General features: G+C 62.6%; 19 protein-coding genes. 7 read left to right on the forward strand and 12 right to left on the reverse strand.

The window, feature by feature from the left end; translation table 11 throughout:
- Positions 1–5: 5 nt before the first annotated feature.
- The 4 genes from FHT79_RS17645 (at position 6) to FHT79_RS17660 (ending at position 5,876) form a co-directional block, all read left to right on the forward strand.
- Positions 6–1,103 (forward strand): ABC transporter ATP-binding protein, encoded by a 1,098-nt coding sequence (locus FHT79_RS17645; RefSeq protein ID WP_047619671.1) that lies wholly within the window; start codon positions 6–8, stop codon positions 1,101–1,103.
- A 33-nt stretch (positions 1,104–1,136) separates the two neighbouring features.
- On the forward strand, positions 1,137–2,300 hold the full coding sequence (locus tag FHT79_RS17650) for a mandelate racemase/muconate lactonizing enzyme family protein (RefSeq protein ID WP_183903810.1): 1,164 nt from the start codon (positions 1,137–1,139) through the stop codon (positions 2,298–2,300).
- Between the two features lie 21 nt (positions 2,301–2,321).
- Positions 2,322–3,071, forward strand: coding sequence for a ribonuclease activity regulator RraA (locus FHT79_RS17655; protein WP_047619610.1), 750 nt, complete (start codon positions 2,322–2,324; stop codon positions 3,069–3,071).
- A gap of 264 nt (positions 3,072–3,335) precedes the next feature.
- Positions 3,336–5,876, forward strand: coding sequence for a methyl-accepting chemotaxis protein (locus tag FHT79_RS17660; RefSeq protein ID WP_183903811.1), 2,541 nt, complete (start codon positions 3,336–3,338; stop codon positions 5,874–5,876).
- A gap of 155 nt (positions 5,877–6,031) precedes the next feature.
- Here the strand turns inward: FHT79_RS17660 and FHT79_RS17665 are convergent, their stop codons facing one another.
- Positions 6,032–7,357, reverse strand: coding sequence for an FAD-binding oxidoreductase (locus tag FHT79_RS17665; RefSeq protein ID WP_183903812.1), 1,326 nt, complete (start codon positions 7,355–7,357; stop codon positions 6,032–6,034).
- A gap of 332 nt (positions 7,358–7,689) precedes the next feature.
- Between FHT79_RS17665 and FHT79_RS17670 the strand changes: the two genes are divergently transcribed.
- Positions 7,690–8,166, forward strand: coding sequence for an Lrp/AsnC family transcriptional regulator (locus FHT79_RS17670; RefSeq protein ID WP_047619615.1), 477 nt, complete (start codon positions 7,690–7,692; stop codon positions 8,164–8,166).
- Positions 8,167–8,535: 369 nt separating this feature from the next.
- Here FHT79_RS17670 and FHT79_RS17675 read toward each other — a convergent pair whose 3' ends face one another.
- From FHT79_RS17675 to FHT79_RS17725, 11 genes are all read right to left on the reverse strand, one after another.
- Positions 8,536–10,191, reverse strand: coding sequence for an ABC transporter ATP-binding protein (locus FHT79_RS17675; RefSeq protein WP_183903813.1), 1,656 nt, complete (start codon positions 10,189–10,191; stop codon positions 8,536–8,538).
- A complete protein-coding gene (locus FHT79_RS17680; protein WP_168333724.1) occupies positions 10,188–11,054 on the reverse strand; it encodes an ABC transporter permease in 867 nt (288 codons plus the stop codon). The genes FHT79_RS17675 and FHT79_RS17680 overlap by 4 nt, the downstream gene beginning before the upstream one ends.
- Positions 11,051–12,001 (reverse strand): ABC transporter permease, encoded by a 951-nt coding sequence (locus FHT79_RS17685; RefSeq protein ID WP_047619621.1) that lies wholly within the window; start codon positions 11,999–12,001, stop codon positions 11,051–11,053. Before FHT79_RS17685 ends, FHT79_RS17680 begins: the two co-directional genes overlap by 4 nt.
- 78 nt (positions 12,002–12,079) lie before the next feature.
- A complete protein-coding gene (locus FHT79_RS17690; protein ID WP_183903814.1) occupies positions 12,080–13,690 on the reverse strand; it encodes an ABC transporter substrate-binding protein in 1,611 nt (536 codons plus the stop codon).
- 63 nt (positions 13,691–13,753) lie between these two features.
- Positions 13,754–14,467 carry an HAD-IA family hydrolase gene (locus tag FHT79_RS17695; RefSeq protein WP_047619624.1) on the reverse strand — a complete coding sequence of 238 codons (714 nt, stop codon included), beginning with the start codon at positions 14,465–14,467 and terminating at the stop codon, positions 13,754–13,756.
- Positions 14,468–14,689: 222 nt separating this feature from the next.
- Positions 14,690–16,066: an aspartate aminotransferase family protein gene (locus FHT79_RS17700; protein ID WP_183903815.1), complete on the reverse strand. Its 1,377-nt coding sequence runs from the start codon at positions 16,064–16,066 to the stop codon at positions 14,690–14,692.
- A gap of 13 nt (positions 16,067–16,079) precedes the next feature.
- Positions 16,080–16,916: a GNAT family N-acetyltransferase gene (locus tag FHT79_RS17705; RefSeq protein ID WP_183903816.1), complete on the reverse strand. Its 837-nt coding sequence runs from the start codon at positions 16,914–16,916 to the stop codon at positions 16,080–16,082.
- A 155-nt stretch (positions 16,917–17,071) separates the two neighbouring features.
- The gene (otnK, locus tag FHT79_RS17710; protein ID WP_183903817.1) at positions 17,072–18,352 is read right to left on the reverse strand and encodes a 3-oxo-tetronate kinase; all 1,281 of its coding nucleotides are present in this window, start codon (positions 18,350–18,352) and stop codon (positions 17,072–17,074) included.
- Between the two features lie 3 nt (positions 18,353–18,355).
- On the reverse strand, positions 18,356–19,132 hold the full coding sequence (otnI, locus tag FHT79_RS17715) for a 2-oxo-tetronate isomerase (protein ID WP_063473486.1): 777 nt from the start codon (positions 19,130–19,132) through the stop codon (positions 18,356–18,358).
- A gap of 14 nt (positions 19,133–19,146) precedes the next feature.
- Positions 19,147–20,091 carry an L-threonate dehydrogenase gene (ltnD, locus tag FHT79_RS17720; protein ID WP_183903818.1) on the reverse strand — a complete coding sequence of 315 codons (945 nt, stop codon included), beginning with the start codon at positions 20,089–20,091 and terminating at the stop codon, positions 19,147–19,149.
- 168 nt (positions 20,092–20,259) lie between these two features.
- The gene (locus tag FHT79_RS17725; RefSeq protein ID WP_183903819.1) at positions 20,260–21,576 is read right to left on the reverse strand and encodes an MFS transporter; all 1,317 of its coding nucleotides are present in this window, start codon (positions 21,574–21,576) and stop codon (positions 20,260–20,262) included.
- Positions 21,577–21,817: 241 nt separating this feature from the next.
- Here FHT79_RS17725 and FHT79_RS17730 point away from each other — a divergent pair, with 241 nt between their 5' ends.
- Entirely contained in the window at positions 21,818–22,816 is a 999-nt protein-coding gene (locus tag FHT79_RS17730; RefSeq protein ID WP_183903820.1) for a LacI family DNA-binding transcriptional regulator, read from the forward strand.
- A gap of 16 nt (positions 22,817–22,832) precedes the next feature.
- Entirely contained in the window at positions 22,833–23,507 is a 675-nt protein-coding gene (locus FHT79_RS17735) for an aldolase (RefSeq protein WP_063473490.1), read from the forward strand.
- Positions 23,508–23,647: the final 140 nt, after the last annotated feature.

The raw sequence follows: 23,647 nt of genomic DNA on the forward strand, positions 1-23,647 counted from the left end.
TGCCGGTGGCCCACGTGGTCCTCAAAGATCTTGTCAAGACCTATGGCAGCTTCAAAGCTGTCAACGACGTTTCGCTGACGGTCAACGACGGTGAATTCGTTGCGCTCGTCGGCCCTTCAGGCTGCGGCAAAACAACCACGCTCAATCTTGTAGCGGGGCTGATCCCCATCACATCGGGCGACATCGTCATCGGCGACCGGGTGGTCAATGACCTGGACCCCAAGGACCGGGACATCGCAATGGTGTTCCAGAACTACGCGCTCTATCCGCAAAAATCGGTCTATAAAAATCTGGCGTTCCCGCTGCAGATGCGCAAACTGCCAAGGGACGAGATCGACAGGAAGGTCAAGGAAGCAGCGCGAGTGCTCGACATGACGCAGCTGCTCGAGCGAAAGCCGCGCGAACTTTCGGGCGGACAACAGCAGCGCGTGGCCCTGGGCCGCGCTCTCGTTCGCGATCCGGCGGTATTCCTGATGGATGAACCACTTTCCAACCTCGATGCAAAGCTGCGCGTGCAGATGCGGTCGGAGATCAAGCGCTTCCATCAGGACCTCAAGGCAACGATCATTTATGTGACGCACGACCAACTCGAAGCCGTGACCATGGCGGACAGGATGGCGGTGATGAACGGCGGCTACCTGCAGCAATACGATTCACCGGCGCAGGTCTTTGCCCATCCGGTGAACATGTTCGTCGCCAGCTTCGTCGGCAGCCCGGCGATGAGCCTTGTTCCGCTGGAGGCATCCACGGTGGGCGGCAATACTGTGTTGACCAGCGCGGAGGGCTGGAGCCTCGAGCTCTCGCCACACAATGCCCAGAAGGTCGCGAGGGCGACCACCAAGAAAGTCGTGCTCGGCGCACGTCACTCGACGATCAAGCTGCACAAGAGTGCAGTGCCTGGAAGCATACCCGCCAAGGCCTACACGGTGGAGCCAACGGGAGACGTCACCTTCGTACAGGCGTTTCTGTCCGGCGCAATCGTCAACGTCAGCGTGCCGCCGACCATTGCCGTCGCGCCGGACGAAATGATTTGGCTCGAGTTCGACCAGGAGCGAATGCATCTGTTCGACGGCGAAACAGAAATGGCCCTCAAGGCCCACTGAGACAGAGTCGATACGTTCGGAATGAGGGTGTGGATGACCACGAAGCTTAAAATCACCGCTATCAAGCCCTATCCAGTATGGGTGGGAACACGCAACCAGATGCTCGTCAAGGTCGAGACCGACGAGGGCGTCTTCGGATGGGGCGAGAGCGGCTTGAGCGGTCGCGAGAAGGCCGTGGTTGGCGCGATCGAGCACTATCGGGAGTTTCTCATCGGCCGCGACCCGATGCAGATTGGTCGGATCTGGCAAGAAGCCTATCGCAGCCAATATTTCGAAGGCGGGCGCGTTCTGCAGGCGGCGATTTCCGCCATCGACATTGCCCTTCACGACATCAAGGGCAAGGCGCTGGGGGTGCCGGCCTACGAACTGCTGGGCGGCAAGCAGCGCGACCGAATTCCTACCTTCGCCTCGACCGGGGACGAGGCTGAGGGCGACGTTGCGATCGAACGAGCCCGCGAACTACGCGCACAGGGGTGGCAGGCGATCCGCTTCTTTCCCATCGGGCAAAACAGCAAGGACATCTTCGAGCCGCGCGAATCGATCGGCGTTACCGCAACGATGCTGAACAAGGCGCGCGAGGCGCTGGGCGACGACGTCGTCCTCGGCATCGACTATCACCATCGGTTGTCGGTGGCAGAGGCGGCCAGCTTCTGCAACAAACTCGGCCGTGGCGTGCTTGATTTCCTCGAGGAGCCGATACGGGACGAGACACCGGAGGCCTACGAATCCCTGCGCACGATGACCGACATCCCGTTCGCCATCGGCGAGGAATTTGCCAGCAAGTGGCAGTTCCTGCCCTACATCGAGCGCGGCATCCATCAGTTCAACCGGCTCGATGTTTGCAATGTTGGCGGGCTCACCGAAGCGATGAAGGTGGCTGGCTGGAGCGAGGCGCACTATGTGGACCTGATGCCGCACAATCCTCTTGGCCCAGTCTGCACGGCCGCGACCATCCATCTCGCCGCCGCGGTGCCGAATTTCGCTTGGCTTGAGACCAGGGTGCCCGAAACAAAACTGGGCTTCGACAATTCCGACTTCTTCCCCGTGCAGCCACGGCTCGCCGGACCTGACTATCCGGTCAGCGATCTGCCGGGGCTCGGCGTCGAGGTCAACGAAGAGGCGGTCAAGGCGGAGAGCTTTCGTTTCTGGGAAGCGCCTCACCTGAAGCGCCGCGACGGTTCGGTTACGAACTGGTAGTTTCATCCAGCGGAGATTGAAATGACGCATACTCCCGACATTACCCGTCCGCCCAAAGAGCTGATCGACGCACTGAAGGAAATCGGCGCCGCGACGGTTGCCGGCACGCTTGGCCACATGGGTTTCCGCAATCCGCACATGGTGGGTCCCGTGGCGCAGAACCACGGGAAGTCGATCGTCGGGCCGGCGCTGACGCTCCAGTTCATGCCGCAGCGGCCGGACCTCTTCACCGAGGGAGAATATGCCGATCCGGAGACGCAGTTGCACCGGCACGTGCTCTATCACGCGCAGGAGGGCGATGTGGTCGTGGTCGACGCGCGCGGCGACATGAGTTCGGGGGTCTTTGGCGATATGATGTCGACGTATTTCAAAGGCAGGGGCGGCGCTGGCATCGTAATCGACGGGTGCATGCGCGATCGGCCCAATGTCGAGAAGCTGGACCTCCCCCTATGGCTGCGTGGCTGGACTCCCAACTACCATGTGCAGACCAGCATCTATCCCAATGCCGTCAACGTTCCGATTGCCTGCGGCGGTGTCACGGTAATCCCCGGCGACATCATCGTCGCCGACGATGACGGGGTGGTGGTGCTTCCCGTCGCAATGGCCTCGAAGGTCATCGAAGAGTCGCAAAAGCATCACGATTGGGAGGAGTTCTCACGCGTGAAGCTTATGGAGGGAGGGTCGTTGCAGCGCTACTATCCTCTGCATGACGATGCCCGCGGAGAATACGAAGAGTGGCGCAAAACAAATCGCTTGGAGAACCGGAGTTAGCCTAACCTCTTTAAGGGTGGCGTGAGCGACGGCGGCTTCCGGCGGCAATGCAAGCCCGATGGCCATCGGCTGAGCGGCAAGACGGGAGCGCGGAAAATGCGCCCTCGTCGGCATATCGCAGGCTTCGATTAAACTCGACACCATTGACCATTTTTTTAACAGTTGTGACTACTGTGATGGCCTGGCGCGATCAACGACTGCTGCAGGCCAAGGGGAGGGGTCGCGCCGGAGAATGAGCCAATTTCCTGGGGCGGGGGCTAGTTTATGGCGCTGATTGATCGACTGTTGCAGCGTATGCGGATCGTGACCAAAGTCCTCTTCTTCGTGGTGCCTCTGGTCATCCTCATCGCCGGCATCGGTCTTTTCGGTTATTTCACCGCCGGTACGCTCAATGGCCAGATGACCCTGACCCGGCAGACGATCGAAACCCTTTCCAGTTTTCAACAGCTGCGATCCTCTCTGACGGCCTTTACCGATCTCCCGATATCGGCCACGCGCGAACGATTGATCGCCAGCATCTCCGATCAGCAGAAGGGAGCGGCGACGCTTGATGCCATGTTGATCGATCCGGCGCAGAAGCAGCAGATTGCTGCCGTGCGCGAACTCGGGGCTAAGATGCAGGGCGGCGCCGATGCGCTTTGGGCCGTGTCACAGGAGCGTGGAAATACCGAACAGGCGATCGACGACGCGGTGGCCGGGCTGTTCAAGGAAAGCCAGACGGCGCGCAAACAGCTCGACGTTCTCCAGGATCAGGCGAATGGCAAGGAGACCTTCGTCCGGGCGCTTCTTCTCGATGCTTCAGTCTACAAGAATCTCGCGCAACGCATTGCAAAGTTGCGCAAGGCGACCGCGCAGGCCACCGCCCCCGCGGATATCACCGGCGCTCTCGGCAGCCTCCTGCCGCCGCTCGTCAAGGAGGCCGGCGGCAGCGCCGCGCTCGCCTCCGACAAGGCCAAAAGCCAGCTTGTCGCGCTGAAGCCGGTATTGGACAAGCTCGCCGCGATAGCCAAGGACAGCGCCAGCCTTACGCTCGACAGCTACGCGCCTGTCGACCAGGAACTGCAGGGCTTCGAGGAGAAGTTTGGAAAGCTTGCCTCTGGGAATGCGGATACTGCGATCGAGCGCTTTGTCGGCATGGATGCGAGCATCGCCACCCTTCGCTCGATGGTGGCGATCGTCAATACCGCATTCAAATCGATTGACGACCTGCGCCTGCACTTAAGCGAACTGAACAGGCGAGTCGATGCCGAGGCGCGGGATGCCGTTCTCGCCGATCTCAAGGCGCTGCGTGAAAGCGCTGCACAGCTCGTACCCTTGAGCGGGAAAAACGCCGCCTTGCAGGATCTTGCCAAGAAGATCGAGCCGTCCCTTGCCTCGATCGAAAAGGATAGTTCGCTTCTGATATCGATCGCCGACCGGTGGCGCGCGGACAAGGAGGCGGCGACCGCACTGGTGGCCGATGCAAGTCACACGCTCGAGCAGTTCGTCAGCACGGCACAGGAGAGCGGCAAGGAAATCAGCCAGCGTTCGGCGACAATGTCACTTGCGGCAATGATTGCGGGCACGGTGCTTGCGATCATCGGCGGCCTCATGCTGATCGAAACGCTGCGCGGGCCGCTGAAGCGGATCACCCAGACGATGATGAGACTTGCCGACGGCGATCTGAACATCTCCATCGGTGACGGCAAGCGCGGCGACGAGATCGGCGACATGATCCGGTCCGTGACTGTCTTCCGCGACCAGGCGCTGGAGAAGACCAGGCTGGAAGAGCTTGCCGAAGCAAACAGGGCGCGGGACGAATTGGAGCAGGCCCGCCGCGCCGCCGAACAGGCGCGCATCGAGGCGGAACAGAGCGAGGCTTTGAACGCTCTGTCCGATATGCTCGGCAAGCTCGCCAATGGCAATCTCGCCGCAGAGATGAGCGAGGATCTGGCCGCCGATTATGTCGCCATGGCCCGCACCTACAATCACGCCATCGACGCGTTGCGCCTGACGGTCGCCGAGGTTCGCAACTCGACCTACGAGATCGCCGAGGGCAGCACCAATCTTTCCGGCGCCGCCGACGATCTGGCCCGCCGCACGGAACAGCAGGCGGCCTCCCTCGAGGAGAGTTCGCGGGTGCTCGGCGAACTCACAGCCAGCGTGCGGACGACAGCCGAAAACGCGCGCCAGACGTCGCTTTCGGTCGCCGAGGCGCACCGCCAGGCGGAGCATTCCGCGGCCGTCGTCGCCAAGGCCGTCGATGCCATGGGGGTTATCAACCGGTCCTCCGAAAAAGTCAGCAGCATCATCGGCGTGATCGACGAGATCGCCTTCCAGACCAATCTCCTCGCCCTCAATGCCGGCGTCGAGGCGGCACGCGCAGGAGACGCCGGCAGAGGCTTTGCCGTGGTTGCTCAGGAAGTGCGCGAGCTTGCTCAGCGTTGCGCCAAGGCTGCCCGCGAGATCAAGGATCTCATCTCCACCAGCGCATCGCAGGTCGGCGCGGGCGTCACGCTCGTCGAGGAGACCGGCCAGGCGCTGTCGGCCATCATGGAACACTTCACCTCGATCAACGGGCTGGTGCAGGTCATCTCGGCTTCCACGACCACGCAATACAAGGGCATCGACGAGGTCAACAACGCCGTTCGTGATGTCGAGCACATCACCCAGCACAATGCTGCGATGGTGGAGGAAAACACCGCTGAGATTCACCGGCTTCGGCAACAGGTCGAAGTCTTGAACGAAAGAATTTCCCACTTTCAGACTGCCGATGACCGCAGGACATCGCCCGCAGTCCGCCGGCCGATGTCGCTAGTCTCGTAAGGGATGACTTCGGGAATCTCGCCGGAGGTGATTGCCCAAGCGTAACGCGTGCCTGCCATTGCCACTTTCAGGCCAATGGTTGTGGTTCCTTGCTGCGATCCGGACAGGGATCACTTCGGCCGCCGCCGAGGTCCGAGCCGGGGTGGCCGAGCCGTTTAGAAATCGGCCACTTTGCCCCAGGCGGATCCCCCGAAGCGCTCGGGATGGTAGGGCCTGGGATCGACGATCGGCTCGTCGCCTGTGACGATATCGGCAATCAGATGGCCGGCGCCCGGCCCGATGCCGAAGCCGTGGCCGCTGAAGCCCGCAGCAAGGATGAAGCCGGGCAAGCTGGCGATCTCGCCGATCCCCGGCACGCCGTCCGGCGTGCTGTCGATATAGCCCGCCCAGGCCGCTGCGATCTTGGTCTCCTTCAAAGCAGGCAGAAGCTCAAGCGCCCGTGCATGCGTCAGCGCAACGGTCGCCTCGTCGACCACTGGATCGAGGATGCGCATGCGCTCCATCGGCGTCGGTCTGTCGAGCCGCCAGCGTGCCAGAGATTCGTGACCCGAGCGAAAGCCCTCCAACCCGCCTGGTTTGAGACTGCGCCAGCGCCGGGCGAACATCGGCACGAACTGCCGCGCGAAGCGGAACTGCTGCGGCGTCGGATCGACGCGGGCGCGGCCGCTGATCGCCAGCGTATGGCCGCCATCGCGGCGTCGCGTCACCGACACCGCTGATGTATGCAGGGCATCCGGCAGCCCGCTAGCGCCCGGGGATACGGAGAGGATCGAGGAGCGTATCGAGGCTTGCGGAAATCGAATGCCGAGTTGGCGGCAGAAGGAGGAGGCCCAGGCGCCGCCGGCCAGGATCGCGATTTTCGTCCGGATCGTGCCATGCTCAGTGACGACGCCGGAAAGCCTGCCGCCTTCGACGTCGAGGCCGCGGGCCGCACAGGACTGATGCACCGTGCCGCCAAGTTTCAGGATCGCACGCGCGACGGCCGGCGCAGCGCTCGCCGGATCGGCCGTGCCGTCGGTCGGCGAAAACACTCCGCCTTTCCATGAGACGCCGGTGGCACGCCCGCGTTCGCTCGCCTCGGCGCTGCTCAGCATGTGCGTTGTGACGCCGAGCGAGCGGGCGAAATCGCGCCAGCGTGCCCAGCCGGACAGTTCCTCGTCGTTATTGCTCAGATAGAAGAGGCCGCAGCGACGGAAGCCCGTCTCCTCCCCGGTCTCAGTGGCGAAGCGCTCCCACAGGTCGAGGCTCTTGGTCGACATCGGCAATTCTCGGGCGTCGCGGTTCTGCTGGCGGCACCAGCCCCAGTTGCGGCTCGATTGTTCGGCGCCGATAAGGCCCTTCTCGACGAGGGCGACCTTCAATCCCCGCCGGGCGAGATAATAGGCCGCGAAAACGCCGACGATGCCGCCGCCGATTACCACCGCATCGGCAGCAGCGGGCAGTTCCGGCGTGGTGTCGACGCGATTGAGCGGTGCGGGCATGGGATGGTCTCCACTTCAGGCATTAAAGCGCCGCGCTTCTTTTCAGACGCGCAAAGGACGCTCTATCACCTGGATCTGCGCATAATCTCTTCCGAAATTCGGAATCGATTTTCGGGGTTATGCGCTAGTCTAGCGGATCCGACGCCACGCCTTTGCCGGAGATCAGCCGGCGACAGCAGAAGATTCCGTCTTGTGGGGAGACCCGCAGCCGTTTGTGCTTCGGCCTGTCCCGCAACATGGTCGACAGCTCTTCCCTATGTGTTAAGGTCGGTGTTGAAAGTCGCGGCATAATCTGCTGCGTCGTTGGCGATCTCAAGCAGCGAAGGCGTGCGATGAAACTCGACCGGATCGACGTAAAAATTCTCTACGAGCTGCAGAAAAATGGCCGCGTCACCAATGTGGAACTCGCCGAACTGGTCAATTTGTCGCCGAGCCCCTGCCTGATGCGGGTGAAGAAGCTGCAGTCGGAAGGCTATATCGAAGGCTATTCGGCCCAGATCAACGTCAGCAAACTGGGGCAGACGCTGACTGTTTTCACCGAGATCACCCTGAAGAACCACCGGCAGATCGACTTTGCCCGCTTCCTGGCGGCGATCGAGAAGGTCGATCAGGTGATCGAATGCCATCTGGTTTCAGGCGGCTACGACTATCTCTTGAAATTCGTCACCGCCGGGATCGACGAATACCAGACGATCATGGAGCGCCTCACCGACATGGACGTCGGCATCGACAAATATTTCAGCTTCGTCGTGCTGAAGTCACCGATCATCAAGGCCCACATGCCGCTCACCACCTTGTTTCCGCTTTAGCCGGCGAGAAGGACCGCGGCGGAGCTACGCTCCTGAATGACGACTGCATGTTCTGTGGTTCGCAAACTCCCCTTGGCCAGGTGTCCAACGCAATCTTTCAGGGTTCCGGACCGACCTCACCCAACTGCATCTATCCGATCCATCGGGTCCTGCGCAGCTGCCGAGTCTCTCTGTCGCAGGTTGTTCTCCCCATAATGGTAAGCTTCATACTGGTTGGAAGGACTTGCGACAGAATTTCGGGCTTGTTTTCCAAAGCCATATTCGCTGCCACTTGCAGATCTCGTGCCTTGGAGCCCAGGCGTTTCAACACGACCTGACCGGGTGGGCGCTGGATGTGGCCGGCACGTCCTCTCGAAGCAGAATCGGCGCTCAGTGCCGGCAATAGGCACGCACCAGTTCCGGATCCTGCTGAAGCCCGTCGAGCCAGGCCGGATCGAGTGTCGGCACCGATGAGAAGAGCAGTTGCGAATAGGGATGTTGCGGCGCGTTCACTGTTGAGGACGTGATTTGCTCGACCTTCCGGCCTCCATACATCACGACGATCTCGTCGCAGATCGCCTCCACCACCGAGAGATCGTGGCTGATGAAGATGTAGGAAAGGCCGAGTTCGCGCTGCAACTCCTTGAGCAGGTCGATGACCGCGGCGGCGACCACCGTGTCGAGCGCCGAGGTGATCTCGTCGCAGAGGATTAGCTTCGGATCGGCGGCGAGCGCCCGGGCGAAGTTGACGCGCTGCTTCTGCCCGCCCGAAAGTTCTCCCGGCCGGCGATGGCGCAGATTGCGGGGCAGGCGCACCATGTCGAGCAATTGGTCGATCCGGGCATGTCGCGCTTGTCGATCCATGCGGTGGTAAAAGACCAGCGGCCGGGCAAGGATGTCCTCCACCGATTTTGCCGGGTTGAGGGCGGTGTCGGCATATTGGAAGACGATCTGCATCTCGCGCAACTGATCGCGCGAGCGTTCGCGGGCGTTGCGGCGCAACTCCGTGCCGTCGAAGACGATCTTGCCGACCGCGGCCGGCAGGATGCCGGCGATGGTGCGGGCGAGTGTCGACTTGCCGCAACCGGATTCCCCGATGATGCCGAGATTGCGGCCTTTCTCCACCTTCAAGCTCACATGCTCGACCGCACGAACGAGCGGGAGGCCATCGGCCTGGCGCTGCCCGTAGCCCGCGACGAGATCTTCGATCTTCAGAAGCGGCGCCGTCTCGCGCTCGATGGGGGCTGCTGCGGCGCGCAGTTTCGGTTCGAAGGCTGCGAGCAGCTCTCTGGTATAGGGGTGCTTCGCATTGTTGAGGATCTCTTCGGTGGTGCCGGTTTCCTGGGTCTCCCCGCCCTTCAAGACCACGATGCGGTCGGCGATCTGGGCGACGACGGCAAGGTCGTGCGAGACATAGACGCCCGATATGCCGCCCTTTTTCATCACCGATTTGAACGCGCGCAGCACTTCGATCTGGGTCGTCACGTCGAGCGCCGTCGTCGGCTCGTCGAAAATGACGAGGGTCGGATCGCCGATCAGCGCCATGGCGGCGGCCAGACGCTGCAGCTGGCCGCCGGAAACCTGGTGCGGGTAACGGCTGCCGATCGTCTCGGGTTCCGGCAGCGACAGCGCCCGGAAGAGCTCGACGGCCCGGGCACGCGCCTCGTCCGGCGACATCAGCTGATGAATACGCGTGACTTCGATCACCTGATCCATGATCGTCGTGGCCGGGTTGAAGGCGGCGGCGGCCGATTGCGGAACATAGGCGACTTCGGTGCCACGCACCTTGGCGCGCTGCTTTTCGCTGAGCCTGACCATATCCTTGCCGCCGACCGAAACGCTGCCGCCGGAGATGCGACAGCCCGCGCGGGTATGGCCCATCAGGGTGAGCGCGATGGTTGTCTTGCCCGAGCCGCTCTCGCCGATCAGCGCGACGATCTCACCCTCGGCAACGTCGAGGCTGACACCCTTGATGATCTCGACGCGCCGGCCGGAATCGGTGGTGGCCTCGACTTTCAGGTCACGGATTTCGATGAAATTGCTCATGACACACTCCGGTCGCGGATCTTCTGCGGCAGGTTGTCGATCAGCAGGTTGATGCTGATCGTCAGGCTGGCGATGGCAAGCGAGGGAAACATCACCGCCGGCGCACCGAAGGGCAGGCCGCCGATGTTTTCGCGCACGAGAGCGCCCCAATCGGCATAGGGCGGCTGGACGCCGAGGCCGAGGAAGGAAAGCCCGGAGAGCAGCAGAACGATGAAGACGAAGCGGATGCCGAGATCGGCAAGCACCGGCCCGACGATGTTGGGCAGGATTTCGGAGCGAATGAGATAGAGGGTGCTTTCGCCGCGGATGCGCGCGACGGTGATGAAATCCATCGCATTGATGTTGACGGCGAGCGCCCGCGCGAAGCGGTAGGCGCCGGGGATGTAGATCACCGACAGCGTCAGGATCAGAACCGGGACCGAAGAGCCGACGGCAGCAACGACCACCAGGCCGAACAGCTTGCTCGGAATGGAATTGAGGGCGTCGAGGAAGCGGCTGAGGATCGTGTCGAGCCAGCCGCCGGCGACCGCTGCGATCATGCCGAGCACCACGCCGCTGAAACAGGCGATCGTGACCGCCGCCAGCGAGATGCCGACCGTATAACGCGCGCCCATCAGGATCCGCGAAAGCATGTCGCGGCCGAGATAATCGGAGCCGAGCCAGAGTTCCCGGCTCATCGGGCCGAAATAGTCGAGATCGACGATCTCGCCGACGGGGTAGGGGATGATCCAAGGCGCGAAGATCGCGACGAGCGCCCAGGAAAGGATCACGGTCAGGCCGATCGCGCCGACGATGTTGAAGCGATAGCCAAGCCGGGTTCCGGACAGCCGGTCGGACGTGGTCTCGGAGCTGGTCATTGTCATCGGAGCCTCGGGTTGGAAAGGATGGCGATGATATCGGCGATGGTGATCAAGAGTAGATAGCCAAGGCAGAAGATCATCGCGCAGCTTTGGATCAGCGGCAGGTCGCGGGTGGCTACGCCATCCAGCATCAGCTTGGCGATGCCGGGATAATTGAAAATGGTCTCGACGATGATGACGCCTCCAAGCAGATAGGACAGCGAAAGTGCGACGGCATTGACGATCGGGCCGAGCGCATTCGGCAGGGCATGACGAAAGACGATGCGCGGCCGCGAAGCGCCCTTGAGCAGTGCCATCTCGACATAGGGCGTGGCGAGCGTCTCGATCACAGCGGCGCGGGTCATGCGGATCATCTGGGCTGAGACGACGAAGGTCAGTGTGATCACCGGCATGGCATAGACGCGCAAGATGTCGCTCAGGCTATGGACCTCATTGGCCAGGGAGAGCGCCGGCAGCCATTTCAGATAGACGGCGAAGATCAGCGCGGCGGAGGTCGCGACCATGAACTCCGGCACGGAGATGACGCCGATCGTGATCACCGTGACGACCCGGTCGTAAACCGTACCGCGCAGCATGGCGGAGGTAATCCCGAGCGTGAGCGCGATCGGCACGGAGAAGAGCGCCGTGACGCCGGCAAGTTTCAGCGTGTTGACGAAGCGGCCGGCAATGAGCGCAGTAACCGGCATTTCGTTGGCGTAGGACGTGCCGAGATCGCCTTGCAGCAACCCGACGACCCAGCGCAGGAAGCGGAAGAGGGCCGGCTCGTCGAGATGCATGGCCTTGCGCAGGCCTTCGACGGCTTCCGGCGTGGCGGCCTGACCGAGCAGGATGGTCGCAGTATCTCCGGGCAACAGCGTTGTCGCGAAGAAGACGGCGAAGGAGACGATCACCAGGGTGATCAGGGCGATGAGCAATCGGCTCAGCACCAGGGACAAGACCTGGTTGTTCACGGACGCCTCCTTGTTGCGTTTCGAGTTCAGTTCCGGAAGAACCGGGGCTTGGGCTGCAGCCCCGGTCCCTTCATTTTATCAGGCTTCGAGCCAGACGTATTCCGCGAAGGCGTATCCCATCTGGCCGCCGAGCGGGTTGGGCTCCAGACCCTTGAGCTTGGCGGCGGTGGCATCGACGTTCGAGAGATAGGCCGGGATGATAGTGCCGGCTTCGTTGGCAATCATCACCTGCATCTCGTCGTAGATCGCCCGGCGCTTCTCCTGGTCGAGCGAGCCTCGCGCTTCGATCAGCATCTTGTCGAACTTCTCCGACTTGTACTGGCTCTCGTTCCAGGGGGCCTGAGAGGAGTAGAGCAGCGAGAACAGGATGTCCGGCGTCGGACGGGGATTGATATTGCCGAAGTGGATCGGCGCCTTGAGCCAGTAATTGTCCCAGTAGCCGTCGGAGGGAACGCGCTGGACATCGAGCTTCAGTCCGATCTCGGCGCCTGAAGCCTGAATGATCATCGCCATGTCGATCGAGGAGTTGGCCGCCTCGGAAGCGATCACCGGAATGGACTGACCAAGGACGCCGGCCTTGTCGAAATGGAACTTCGCCTTGTCGGGATCGAAGGCCCGCGGCTTCAGGTCGGCATTGCGGTAGAAGTTGGCGGGGGAAACCGGCTGGTCGTTGCCGACTTCACCGAGGCCGCGCAGCACCGACTTGACGATCTGCTCGCGGTTGACGAGGTACTTCATGCCCTCGACGAAATCGCGCTTGCTGCCGGGATCCATGTCCAGCCGCATATTGAGGTTGGTATAGTTGCCCGAGGTGGTCCTCGACAGGAAGAAGCCCTCTCCCTGGGCCTCGACGAGCCGCATAGAGCGCGGATTGATCGACGCTGCAAGGTGGATGTCGCCCGACAGCAGCGCGTTGACGCGGGCATTGTCGTCGCTGATCGCGAAATATTCGAAGGAATCGACGTTCGGGCCGGATTTCCAGTAGTTCTTGTTCTTGATCCCGACCGAGCGAACGCCCGGCTCGAACACTTCCTTGACAAAAGCGCCGGTGCCGTTGGCCTTGGTGAAATCGGTCGTGCCGTCGGAAACGATCATGAAGTGATGCATCGACAGGATGGTCGGCAGGTCGGCATTCGGATCTGCAAGGGTGATTTCGACGGTCTGTTTGTCCACGACCTTGAAGCCGGTCATCTGGGCGGCGATCTTGGCGACCTTCGAGCCGACGGATGGGTCGAGATGACGCTTCAGCGAGAAGACCACGTCGTCGGCGGTCAGCGGCTTGCCGTCGTGGAAGGTTACGCCCTTCTTCAGCTTGACCGTCCAGGTCTTCGCATCCTTGGATTCGATCGCTTCGGCAAGCTCCATCTGCGGCGTGCCTGATTTGTCGAGGAAAGTCAGGCGGTTATAGAAGGAGCAGCACCGGACATAATCGGTGGAGAGCGACGCCTTGGCGGGGTCGAGCGTATCGGCCGTGGAGGACGACCAGCCGGCCGCCTTGAGCGAGCCGCCGGAAACGGGCGTGGCGGCGAGCGCCTTGCCGGCGCGGCCAAGCACGAGCCCGCCGGCTGACATGGCCACGCCGCCCGCGAGCATCATATGCAGCAGCTCGCGGCGGGTCGCGCCACGACGGATGGCGGTCTCGATCATGGCGTCGTCGGATCTGGTCCAATTGGTGATCTTGTCGTTCATCTCATTCCCCTTTTCTTGTGTGGCGGGCTGCCCGTTGCGGGCAGGCCCGATCTGCTTTCAAAGTTAGGCGCGCGCGGCGGCCACGGCATCGGCAAGGCCTGCCATGGACGTGAAATGGTAATCGGGTTTGGTGAACTCGGCCGGCTCGATCGTGCCGCCATAACCCTTCTCGGCATGGCGCCGCTCGATCCAGCAATTGGTCAGCCCGAGTTTCCGGGAAATCCCGATATCGTGGTATTGGCTCTGGGCGACATGCAGGATGTCGTCCTTCGAATGTCCTTCCGAGGCGACGTAGGCGAATACCTTCTCGAAGAATTCGGGATCGGGTTTCTCGGTCCCCGTATCATCCGCGGTGAAGGCGGCATAAAAAGGATTGCCGAGTTCCTTCTCGAAGAAATCGAATGCCCAGCGCCGGGCGTTGGTCATCGCCACGAGGCGATAATCATTCGAAAGTTTTGCCAGCGCAGCGGCGCTGTCTGCGAAACCTTTCCAGCCCTTGGCCGAGTCCCGCAGCCGTTCGCCGTATTTCTTGTCGGCGGGCAGGCCGAGCTTCGGCGCGATCGCGAGGTAGACGCGCACGAGGTCGTCGGGAAAGAGGTCGGCATTCTCGGAGTAGCGGGCCGCGCGGTAGAGGCTGAGCGCCTGCTCGCCGTCGACTGCGCCTCCCACCTCAGCCGCAATCTCGGCGAAGCAGGTCTTGAGACCGCCTTCGAAGTCGATGAGCGTGCCGACGACGTCGAAGGTCATATATTTGAATTCCGGAAGGCTCTTGCTCACGTGAATTCCCCAGTGTTCGGCTCCGGTGGGAGCGCGGCTTGTCGAAGAAGAATATTCTGTTCCCGTCGGCGGGATCGTTGTCCCGCTCTTGTGTCGAAGGCCCGTATTGCCGGGATCCGGGCCTTTCGTTGATTTCAGTGTGTCACCTGCACCGCGCCGGATTCTCCGAAAAGGCGTCATGAGGCGGCAGAAAATACCGAATCTGACCGTTTCGCGATATTCTCAGGCCTGCAGCACCCGGCGCACATCCGGGTCCTCCAGCGTCTCGTCCAGCGTGACGCGAGTGCGCTCGATGATCGCGTCTATCTCCGTTTCGGTGCAGCAGAGCGGCGGCGCATAGCCCAGCACGCCATTGCCGAAGGCGCGGATGACGAGGCCGTTCTCCCAGGCGCGGTCGAAGATGCGGCGGGCCGGTTCGGCGGATGCCGGCAACGGCGTCTTGTTCACCTTGTCGACCACCAGTTCGACGGCGGCCAGCATGCCGCGGCCGCGGACGTCGCCGACGAGCGGATGATCCCTCAGCGACTCCAGGCCCTGCATCAGCCGTGCGCCGGCCCTGACGCCGTTTTCGAGAAGGCCGTTTTCGTAAAGCTTCAGGACTTCGAGCCCGACCGCGGCGCTGACGGGATGGGCCGAATAAGTGTAGCCGTGGCCGACGGCGGCAGCGCCCGCGCCCTCGGCAATCGTCTCATAGACGTGATCGGACATGAAGACGGCGCCCATGGGGACGTAGCCGGAGGTGAGGCCCTTGGCGGTCGTCATGAAATCGGGGACTATCCCATCCTCGCTGCAGGCAAAAAGCGGGCCGGTGCGGCCAAAGCCGGTGATCACCTCGTCCGCCACGAACAGGATGTCGTGCTGGCGGCAGAATTCGTGCATGGCCTTCATCCAGCCTTTCGGTGGCACCAGCACGCCGCCCGAGCCCTGGATCGGCTCGACATAGAAGGCGGCGACGCGGTCCGGCCCGATCGCCTCGACCTTGCTTCTCAGCGCGGCAAGCGAGGCGTCGATGATTGCCTGCGGACTGTCGCCCGCCGGGTTGCGATAGGCGTAGTGAGACGGAATTTTATGCTGCCAGTCGAAGGGAAGGCCGAAGCCGGCATGGAAGGCGGGCAGCGCGGTCAAACCCGCGCCGACCGTCGAGGAGCCGTGATAGCCCTGTTCGACCGAGATGAACTGATCGCGCTGAGGCTGTCCTCGGGCATTCCAATAGTAGCGGATGAAGCGGACCGTGCTGTCCACCGCATCGGAGCCGCCGAGCGTGAAATAGACATGGTTGAGATCGCCCGGCGCGCGGTCGGCGAGTTCACCGGCAAGCCGGATCGCGGGCTCGGAGCCGAGGCCGAAATAGGCCGTCGCATAGGGAAGCTCGCGCATCTGCCGGGCCGCCGCCTCGACGATGCTTTCGTGGCCGTAACCGGCATTGACGCACCAGAGGCCGGCGAAGCCGTCGATCAGCTGCTTGCCCGATGCGTCGGTGACCGTGGCGCCCTTGGCCGAAGCCAGCACGCGCACGCCAAGCTTTTCATGGCCGCGATAGGAAGCGACCGGATGAATGAGGTGGGCGCGATCGAGTTCGATGAGGGAATTGCTGTACATGAAGATCTCCGGATCAGCCGAGTGCCTGGCTGGCGAGGGCAAAGGTGGTGGCGGTTGGATCGGCGGCGTCTTTGGCCAACGGCTGTCTCATCGTGATGCCGCCGCCGACATGGACCAGCCCCTGTTCGGCGAGCCATGGGGAGAGCCCGGTCTCGTCAGTGGTGTCGACCCTGAGGAACCGTCCGGGCCGCCTGGCGATGAAATGTTCGATGAGTGTCTTGGCTTTGCTAAGGTCGGCGGCCACCACGGGTCCAATCACTTCGCCGCGGCCGAAAGGACGCAGGCAGGCGAAGCCGGAAATGCGGCCGCCGCTGCGAATGACGGCGAATTCGCCGATCCCAGCAAGATAAGAGAGCAGTCCTTCTCGATCGGCGCCGAAGGCCAGGCGATCGAGTGTCGCGATGGCAGGGAGATCGGCGGCGGTGGCTGCTTCCGTTTCCGCCGGGGCAGCGATTTCTCCGGCAAGGCCTTGGTGCTGCAGCACGGTTCCCGTCTCGCGGAAGCCAAGCTTCTGGTAAAGCGGCAGGCCTGCCGTCGTCGCCACCAGCCTCAGCGGTCGGCCACCGGCGGTCAGCAGCGCGGCGTCCATCAGTCTGCGGCCGAGGCCTCGACCGCGCATCGTCTCGTCGACGATGACCATGTTAATAGTTGCACAATCGCCCTTGTATGGCGTGACGAGCACGGTGCCGACGACCTTGCCGTTCTCGATCGCCACCATCCCCTCGCTCAGGGCGAGCGCCAGCTGCCAGTCTTCCGTCCGGTGCGGCCAGCCCGCCTGTCGGGAAAGCGCGACGGCGGCTTCCAGATGGTCGGGGCCGAATGGGACGATTTCGATCTGACTTGCTTGCATGGGGGCGTCCTTCATGTCGTGCCCGCCAGTCTGCCGGAGCGCCGGCGGGCAGATCGTCTGAAGGCCATGGTTCAAGCAGTATCTTATGGCTTTGCTGCCATGGACCACCGCATCTTATGCTAGAGCCGATCGATATTCATCGACCCCAGATCCTGTCAGTGCATCATCGCCAGCGCTGCCGTAAAGAAATCTTCGCCTCCGAAGTTTCCTGATTTCAACGCCAGAAGCATATCGCCCTGGGCATTGCCGACCGTGCGCAACACCGGCACGCCGGGCGCAATCTCCGGGCCGATCAGAAATGCCGGAATGGCGAGCCTATCGACCGCGGCCCCTGAGGTTTCACCGCCTGCGATCACAAGGCGCCGCACGCCTCTCTGCACCAGTTCGGCTGTGATGATCGAGGTCGCGGTCTCGATCGCGTGGCCGGAGGCTTCTCGTCCATAGAGCGATTGCAGCCGGGACACGGTCTCCGGCGCAGCACTTGCGGCGATCACCACAGGGCCGGCGGAGATTCTGTCTCCGGCCCAGGAAATCGCCGTGGCGATCTCATCCGGGCCGGCAAGCAGCCGCTCCGGATCGAGCCGCAGCACGGGCATCGACCGTTCGGCAACGTCGAGCTGGCGCAGCGTCGCCTTGGAACAACTGCCGGCAACGATCGCGGACAGCCCGCCGACGGGGCGAATTGCGTCCGCCGTCGTTGCACCGCCGGAGGATATCCGGCCGGAGCGGACGAGGGCGCGGGCAAGGCCGAGGCCGAGGCCGGACGCACCTGTCGATACCGGTGTTTCCAATGCGATCTCACCGAGCGTTTCAAGATCCCGTTCGAAAATCGCATCGGCGATGGCGATGGTGACGCCTGCCGTGCGCAGGGCATCGAGCTTCGCCTTGACGGCATCAGGCCCGGCCGCGATGGCGGTGAGATCGACCAGTCCGACGGCGTTGCGCGATTGCCGGGCGAGCACCCGCACGAGATTGGCGTCATGCATCGGATTGAGGGGATGGTCCTTGAGCGGGCTTTCGTTCAGCGGTTGGCTGCCGACGAAGAGATGGCCAAGATAGACGGTGCGTCCCGTTTCCGGAAAGGCAGGTGTCACCAGCACGGAGCCGCCGCCGGCCGCCTCGCTCAACGCCTCGGTGACCGGACCGATATTGCCGGCGTCGGTGGAATCGAAGGTCGAACAGATCTTGTAAAGCACATGGCCGGCGCCCCGCTGGCGCAGCCATCGCTCGGCGCTGGTCGCGGCCGTCACGGCATCCGGGGCCGGGACGGAGCGGATTTTCAGGGAAACGACCACGGCGTCGACATCCGGCAACGCGAGTGTCGGATCGGGGATGCCGACCGTTTGCACCGTGCGCAGGCCGTTCTTCGTCAGCGTGTTGGCGAGGTCGGAGGCGCCGGTATAGTCGTCGGCGATTGATCCGAGCAAAATAGCCATCGTCTAGCTCCGTGCAAAAGGTTTGAACCAGCCAAGACCGTCCAGCGTGTGGCCGCGTGGGATGTATTCGCAACCGATGAAACCGCCATATCCCAGGCGGTCGATTTCGCCGAACAGATAGGGATAATTCAGTTCCTCCCCGTCCGGTTCGTTGCGGGACGGCACGCTGGCGATCTGGATATGACCGGTGATCGACAGCAGGCGTCGCAACGCCATGACGACGTCGCCATGGATGATCTGCCGGTGATAGATGTCGAACTGGAGATTCAGGTTTGGCAGGCCGGATTCGGCAATCAGCCGCTCGGCCGCGCCGAAGTCGTTGAGGAAGTATCCCGGCATGTTTCGCCCGTTGATCGGCTCGAGCAGCAGATCGATGCCCTTTTCCGCAAGCCGCTCGGCAGCATAGGTGACGGAGCGCCGGTAAGAGGAAGAGGCGTCTTGGTCATGAGGGTCGGCGATGCCGGCCATCAAGTGCAATCGCTTGACACCCGTCGCCGCCGCATAGTCCAGTGCCCGCTCGACATCGGCTTTCAGCGCATCGAAGCGTCCGGGAAGAGCCGCGATGCCACGCTCGCCGGCTGCCCAGTCGCCCGGCGGCAGGTTGAACAGGGCCTGCTGCAGATTGTTGCGGGCAAGCCGCTCGGCGATTGCCTCCGGCGGGGCTTCGTAGGGGAAGAGATATTCGACGGCGGTAAAGCCGGCATCGGCTGCGGCGTCGAAACGGTCGAGGAATGCCCATTCGTTGAACATCATCGTCAGGTTGGCGGCGAAAACCGGCATGTCTCGTGTTCCCTCTACAGGCTCTGCGGCTCTTTGGCGGAGCCGGGCAATTCTGCGCCGGAAAGCTGGGCATAGAGCCGCGCCAGCGAGGAATCGTCGTCGCGGCCCATGCCCGCTCCAGCGGCGGCCAGATACATCTGCAAGGCCGCTGCCGCGAGCGGTACCGGGTAGCGCTCGGAGCGGGCCATGTCCTGGACGATACCGAGATCCTTGACGAAAATCTCGATGCTGCTCAGCGGAGTATAGTCTCCGGCCAGCACATGCGGCACGCGGTTTTCGAACATCCATGAATTGCCGGCCGAAGCCGTGATCACCTCATAGACTTTGTCGAGGTCGAGGCCCTGCTTGGCGGCGAAGGTAATGGCCTCGCAGGCGGCGGCGATGTGCACGCCGGCGAGAAGCTGGTTGATCATCTTGAAGGCAGCACCTTTTCCGGCCGCATCGCCTAGCTCGTAGACCTTGCCGGCCATGGCCTCGAGTCCGGGGCGCGCCGTGTCGAAGGCCTGTCTGGAGCCGGAAGCCATGATCGTCAGTGCGCCCTGCGCCGCCTTGGCGGCGCCGCCCGAAATCGGCGCGTCGAGATAATGCAGGCCGAGAGCCTCCACCCTTTGCGCCAGGTTGCGTGCAATGGCGGGATCCATGGTGGCCGACGAGATGAAGACCGCACCGGCCTTCATCGCATGCGCGACACCTTCTGGCCCGAACAGTACGGCCTCGGTCTGCGCGCCGTTGACGACCACGGAGACGACAATGTCGGCGCCCTTTGCCGAATCGGCAGGGGTCGCCGCGCCGCGCCCGCCCTCGGCGATGAAGCGGTCCACCGCCGCCGGCGTGATGTCATATCCAATGACGTCGAGACCTGCGCGCTTCATCGACCGGGCCATTCCGAGCCCCATGGAACCAAGACCGATGACGGCTGCGACAACGGCGGAGCCCGGGTTTTCAGCAAGCGGTGACATGAGGAGGTTCTCCATCTCCTGAGGAAGGTCTGTGCCCTCCGGGTAGCGTCCCGGAGGGGCTCTAGAGCGCCGTGCGTCTACAAGACGCGCTAAGGACGCTCTAACATTTTGAATTTGCGCATAATCCTTTCCGAAAATCGATTCCGATTTTCGGGGTTATGCGCGAGTTCAGCGATTGACGGTTTTCGCCGGAACCGTCAACACGGCCAGCGAGCCAATGACCAGCGCGGCCGCCAACAGATACATGCCGGCGCTGTTGGTGCCGGTGAAGTCTTTGAGATAGCCGACCAGAAACGGCCCGAGAAACCCGGCGAGGTTGCCGACCGAATTGATCCAGGCGATGCCGGCCGCAGCGCCGGTGCCGGCAAGAAAAGCTGTCGGAAGCGACCAGAAGAGCGGCGCGCAGCTGATCGCGCCCGCTGCCGCCAGCGAGAGGCAGACAATCGACACCGTCGTGCTCGTCGCCATGGTCGCCGCGACAAAACCACCGGCGGCAATCAGAGCCGGGACGACGAGGTGCCAGCGGCGTTCACGCAGCCTGTCGGCGGAACGTCCGAGTGCCAGCATCGCGACGAATGTGCAGATATAGGGGATCGCCGAAATCAGGCCAATATTCAGGTTTCCGCTGACGCCCGCGGCCTTGACGATGGTCGGCATCCAGAAATTCAGCCCATATTGCCCGAGCACGAAGCAGAAATAGATCAGGCACATCAGCCAGACGCGACGGTCGGTCAGCGTTGCACCGATGCTGTGCGGGCTTGCCGTCTTGCCCCGGTTCTCCGCCTCGATATTGGCCGTCAGCACGCGCTTTTCCTCATCGTTCAGCCATTTCGCGCCCTGGATCGTATCATCAAGATAGAAGAACGTCGCGACACCGAAAAGAATGGCCGGAATGGCTTCGATCAGGAACATCCACTGCCAGCCGGAAAGACCATGCGTGCCGTGAAAGCTGTCCATCAGGAGACCCGAAAGCGGATTGCCGAAAATGGCGGATATCGGGATCGCCGACATGAAGGTGGTGATAATCCTGGCGCGGCGGTGGGCCGGATACCACGCGGTCAGATAAAGAATGATGCCGGGGAAAAATCCGGCTTCGGCCACGCCCAGCAGGAAACGAAGGACATAGAAGACGGTTTCCGACGAGGTGAACATGAAGGCGGCTGATATGATGCCCCAGGTGACCATGATGCGGGCGATCCACACCCGCGCGCCGACCTTGTTCATGATGATGTTGCTCGGCACTTCAAACAGAAAATAGCCGATGAAGAAAATGCCTGCACCGATGCCGTAGGCGGCTTCCGAAAGGCCGAGTTCACTCGACATTTGCAGCTTGGCGAAGCCGACATTGACGCGGTCGAGATAGGCGACCACGTAGCACAGCATCAAAAAGGGTACGATGCGCCAGAAGACCTTGCCATAGGCACGGTCTTCCGCGGCTTCAGCGGTATATTCGCCAGCGATTGGCGCCTGCGTCTGCAGCGTCATGATTTTCTCCTCCGATTGTTGCCGCGGTCCCTGTCGATCCTCCCGCGGCACGCCGAGCCATTTTTGGCAGCGCTGCCATTTTCATTAATCCATTTTGGCAGCGCTGCCAACAGCAAATTGGTAGCGCTGCCAAAAAAACCTTGCTTCTTGGCGGGAGCAGTGAAAAATGGGGACAACGCGGTGGTCGCGCCGGACGGTCAGGCCCGGGCAACCATCCTAAAAGCCGGGTTCAAACGTAACGATGGAATTCAAACATCAGGCGACGGTCACGCTTGCCGAAGTCGCGGAGGCGGCCGGTGTCGGCGAGAGCACGGTGTCGCGCGTGCTGCGCAACCATGGTTCGTTTTCCGGCAAGACGCGGGAGCGGGTGATGGCCGCCGTCGAGCGGCTGGGTTATGTGCCGAACCGGATCGCCGGAACGCTCGCCTCCACCGGGTCGCGTCTTGTCGCCTTCGTCATTCCGTCGCTCTCCAACATCGTCTTTCCCGATGTGCTGCGCGGCGCCAGCGCCGTTCTGGAGGAGAACCGGTACCAGGCGGTTTTCTCCGTGACCGATTATGATCCGGGCAAGGAGGAGGCGCTCGCCGCCGCGATGCTTGCCTGGCGGCCGGCGGCGGTCATGCTGGCGGGATACGAGCACACCGAGGGCACGGTGAAGATGCTGCGCGCCAGCGGCTGCCGGATCGTGGAACTGCTCGATCTGGATGGCGATGCTCTCGATATCGCCGTCGGCTTCTCGAACCGCGCGGCCGGGCGGGAGAGTGCGGCCTTCCTGCTGAAGCGGGGTTACCGCCGGATCGGCTATGTCGGTCACGACCTCAACCGCGATACCCGTGCCGGCAAGCGGTTTTCCAGCTTTTGCGAGACGCTCGATGCGCATGACGCACCGCTCGTCGCCCGTGAAATTCTTGCCGGCGCCTCGTCCGTGGAAAACGGCAGGCTGGGATTGGAGCGGCTGCTTGCCCGGACGACCGATCTCGATGCGGTTTATTTCTCCAACGACGACATGGCGCTGGGTGGTTATTTTCACTGTCTGGCTCAAGGGATCGAGATCCCCTCGACGCTCGCCATTTTCGGCTATAACGGCCTCGATATCGGCCGGGTAACACCGCAACCACTGTCGACCATCCGAACGCCGCGCGTGGCGACGGGACAGATAGCCGCCCAGATGGTCGTCGCCAACGCGCCGCCGCAGGCCGTCGATCTCGGCTTTGAACTGATCGAAGGGGCAACTGCGTAATATTGGAGGAACTGTCATGTCCGACGCGCGCCTGCGTGAGGAAATCTGCCGATACGGCCGCTCGCTGTTCGAGCGCGGGCTGACGCCCGGTTCGTCGGGCAACATATCGTTGCGGCTGGAGGACGGCGGCTGGCTGGTCACGCCGACCAATGCCTCGCTCGGCTTTCTCGACCCGGCACGGATCTCCAGGCTCGATGCCGAAGGCCGGCTCCTGTCCGGCGACAAGCCGACCAAGGAAATCCCGCTGCACACGGCCCTCTACGACACGCGCGGCAGCGCCCGCGCCATCGTCCATCTTCACTCCACCCATGCGGTGGCGCTGACCATGCTGCCGGAGATCGATCCGCGCGCCGCCCTGCCGCCGATGACGCCATATTATCTGATGCGCGCCGGCGAAACCGCGCTGGTGCCCTATTATCGTCCGGGCGATCCTGATGTGGCCGATGCCATCCGCGGGCTGGCGGGCAAGTATTCGTCGGTGCTTCTGGCCAATCACGGACCTGTTGTCGCCGGCGACAGCCTGGAAGCGGCGGTCTTCGCCACTGAGGAACTGGAGGAAACCGCAAAGCTCTATCTGCTGTTGCGCAACCTCAATCCCCGTTTCCTCAGCCCGGCTCAGGTGGCCGATCTCGTCAAAACCTTCGGCCTCGACCTTCCGTCGCATCACGATCATGATCACGACGGTGATTGAAAGCGTCACTTCGCCGGCCGTTGCCTGCGGGCGAATGCGCGCAACCTTCTGCCAAACCCCGCTTTCGATACGATAGATTCTGCTTCCGATGCTGCCAATTCAGGCGAGCTGCGGGGGAAGCGGTGCTTATGATTGTGACA

It is taken from the genome of Rhizobium sp. BK212 (assembly GCF_014197475.1).
GTDB classification, from domain to species: Bacteria; Pseudomonadota; Alphaproteobacteria; order Rhizobiales; family Rhizobiaceae; genus Rhizobium; species Rhizobium anhuiense.

What these genes read in the sequence shown, in the direction of transcription:
- otnK (WP_183903817.1), bottom strand. Translation starts at nt 18,352, where the DNA reads ATGGCTATTTTGCTCGGATCAATCGCCGACGACTATACCGGCGCCTCC.
- FHT79_RS17700 (WP_183903815.1), bottom strand. Translation starts at nt 16,066, where the DNA reads ATGTACAGCAATTCCCTCATCGAACTCGATCGCGCCCACCTCATTCAT.
- otnI (WP_063473486.1), bottom strand. Translation starts at nt 19,132, where the DNA reads ATGCCGGTTTTCGCCGCCAACCTGACGATGATGTTCAACGAATGGGCA.
- FHT79_RS17665 (WP_183903812.1), bottom strand. Translation starts at nt 7,357, where the DNA reads ATGCCCGCACCGCTCAATCGCGTCGACACCACGCCGGAACTGCCCGCT.
- FHT79_RS17725 (WP_183903819.1), bottom strand. Translation starts at nt 21,576, where the DNA reads ATGACGCTGCAGACGCAGGCGCCAATCGCTGGCGAATATACCGCTGAA.
- FHT79_RS17670 (WP_047619615.1), top strand. Translation starts at nt 7,690, where the DNA reads ATGAAACTCGACCGGATCGACGTAAAAATTCTCTACGAGCTGCAGAAA.
- FHT79_RS17660 (WP_183903811.1), top strand. Translation starts at nt 3,336, where the DNA reads ATGGCGCTGATTGATCGACTGTTGCAGCGTATGCGGATCGTGACCAAA.
- FHT79_RS17680 (WP_168333724.1), bottom strand. Translation starts at nt 11,054, where the DNA reads ATGACAATGACCAGCTCCGAGACCACGTCCGACCGGCTGTCCGGAACC.
- FHT79_RS17735 (WP_063473490.1), top strand. Translation starts at nt 22,833, where the DNA reads ATGTCCGACGCGCGCCTGCGTGAGGAAATCTGCCGATACGGCCGCTCG.
- FHT79_RS17650 (WP_183903810.1), top strand. Translation starts at nt 1,137, where the DNA reads ATGACCACGAAGCTTAAAATCACCGCTATCAAGCCCTATCCAGTATGG.
- FHT79_RS17675 (WP_183903813.1), bottom strand. Translation starts at nt 10,191, where the DNA reads ATGAGCAATTTCATCGAAATCCGTGACCTGAAAGTCGAGGCCACCACC.
- FHT79_RS17655 (WP_047619610.1), top strand. Translation starts at nt 2,322, where the DNA reads ATGACGCATACTCCCGACATTACCCGTCCGCCCAAAGAGCTGATCGAC.
- ltnD (WP_183903818.1), bottom strand. Translation starts at nt 20,091, where the DNA reads ATGTCACCGCTTGCTGAAAACCCGGGCTCCGCCGTTGTCGCAGCCGTC.
- FHT79_RS17690 (WP_183903814.1), bottom strand. Translation starts at nt 13,690, where the DNA reads ATGAACGACAAGATCACCAATTGGACCAGATCCGACGACGCCATGATC.
- FHT79_RS17730 (WP_183903820.1), top strand. Translation starts at nt 21,818, where the DNA reads ATGGAATTCAAACATCAGGCGACGGTCACGCTTGCCGAAGTCGCGGAG.
- FHT79_RS17705 (WP_183903816.1), bottom strand. Translation starts at nt 16,916, where the DNA reads ATGCAAGCAAGTCAGATCGAAATCGTCCCATTCGGCCCCGACCATCTG.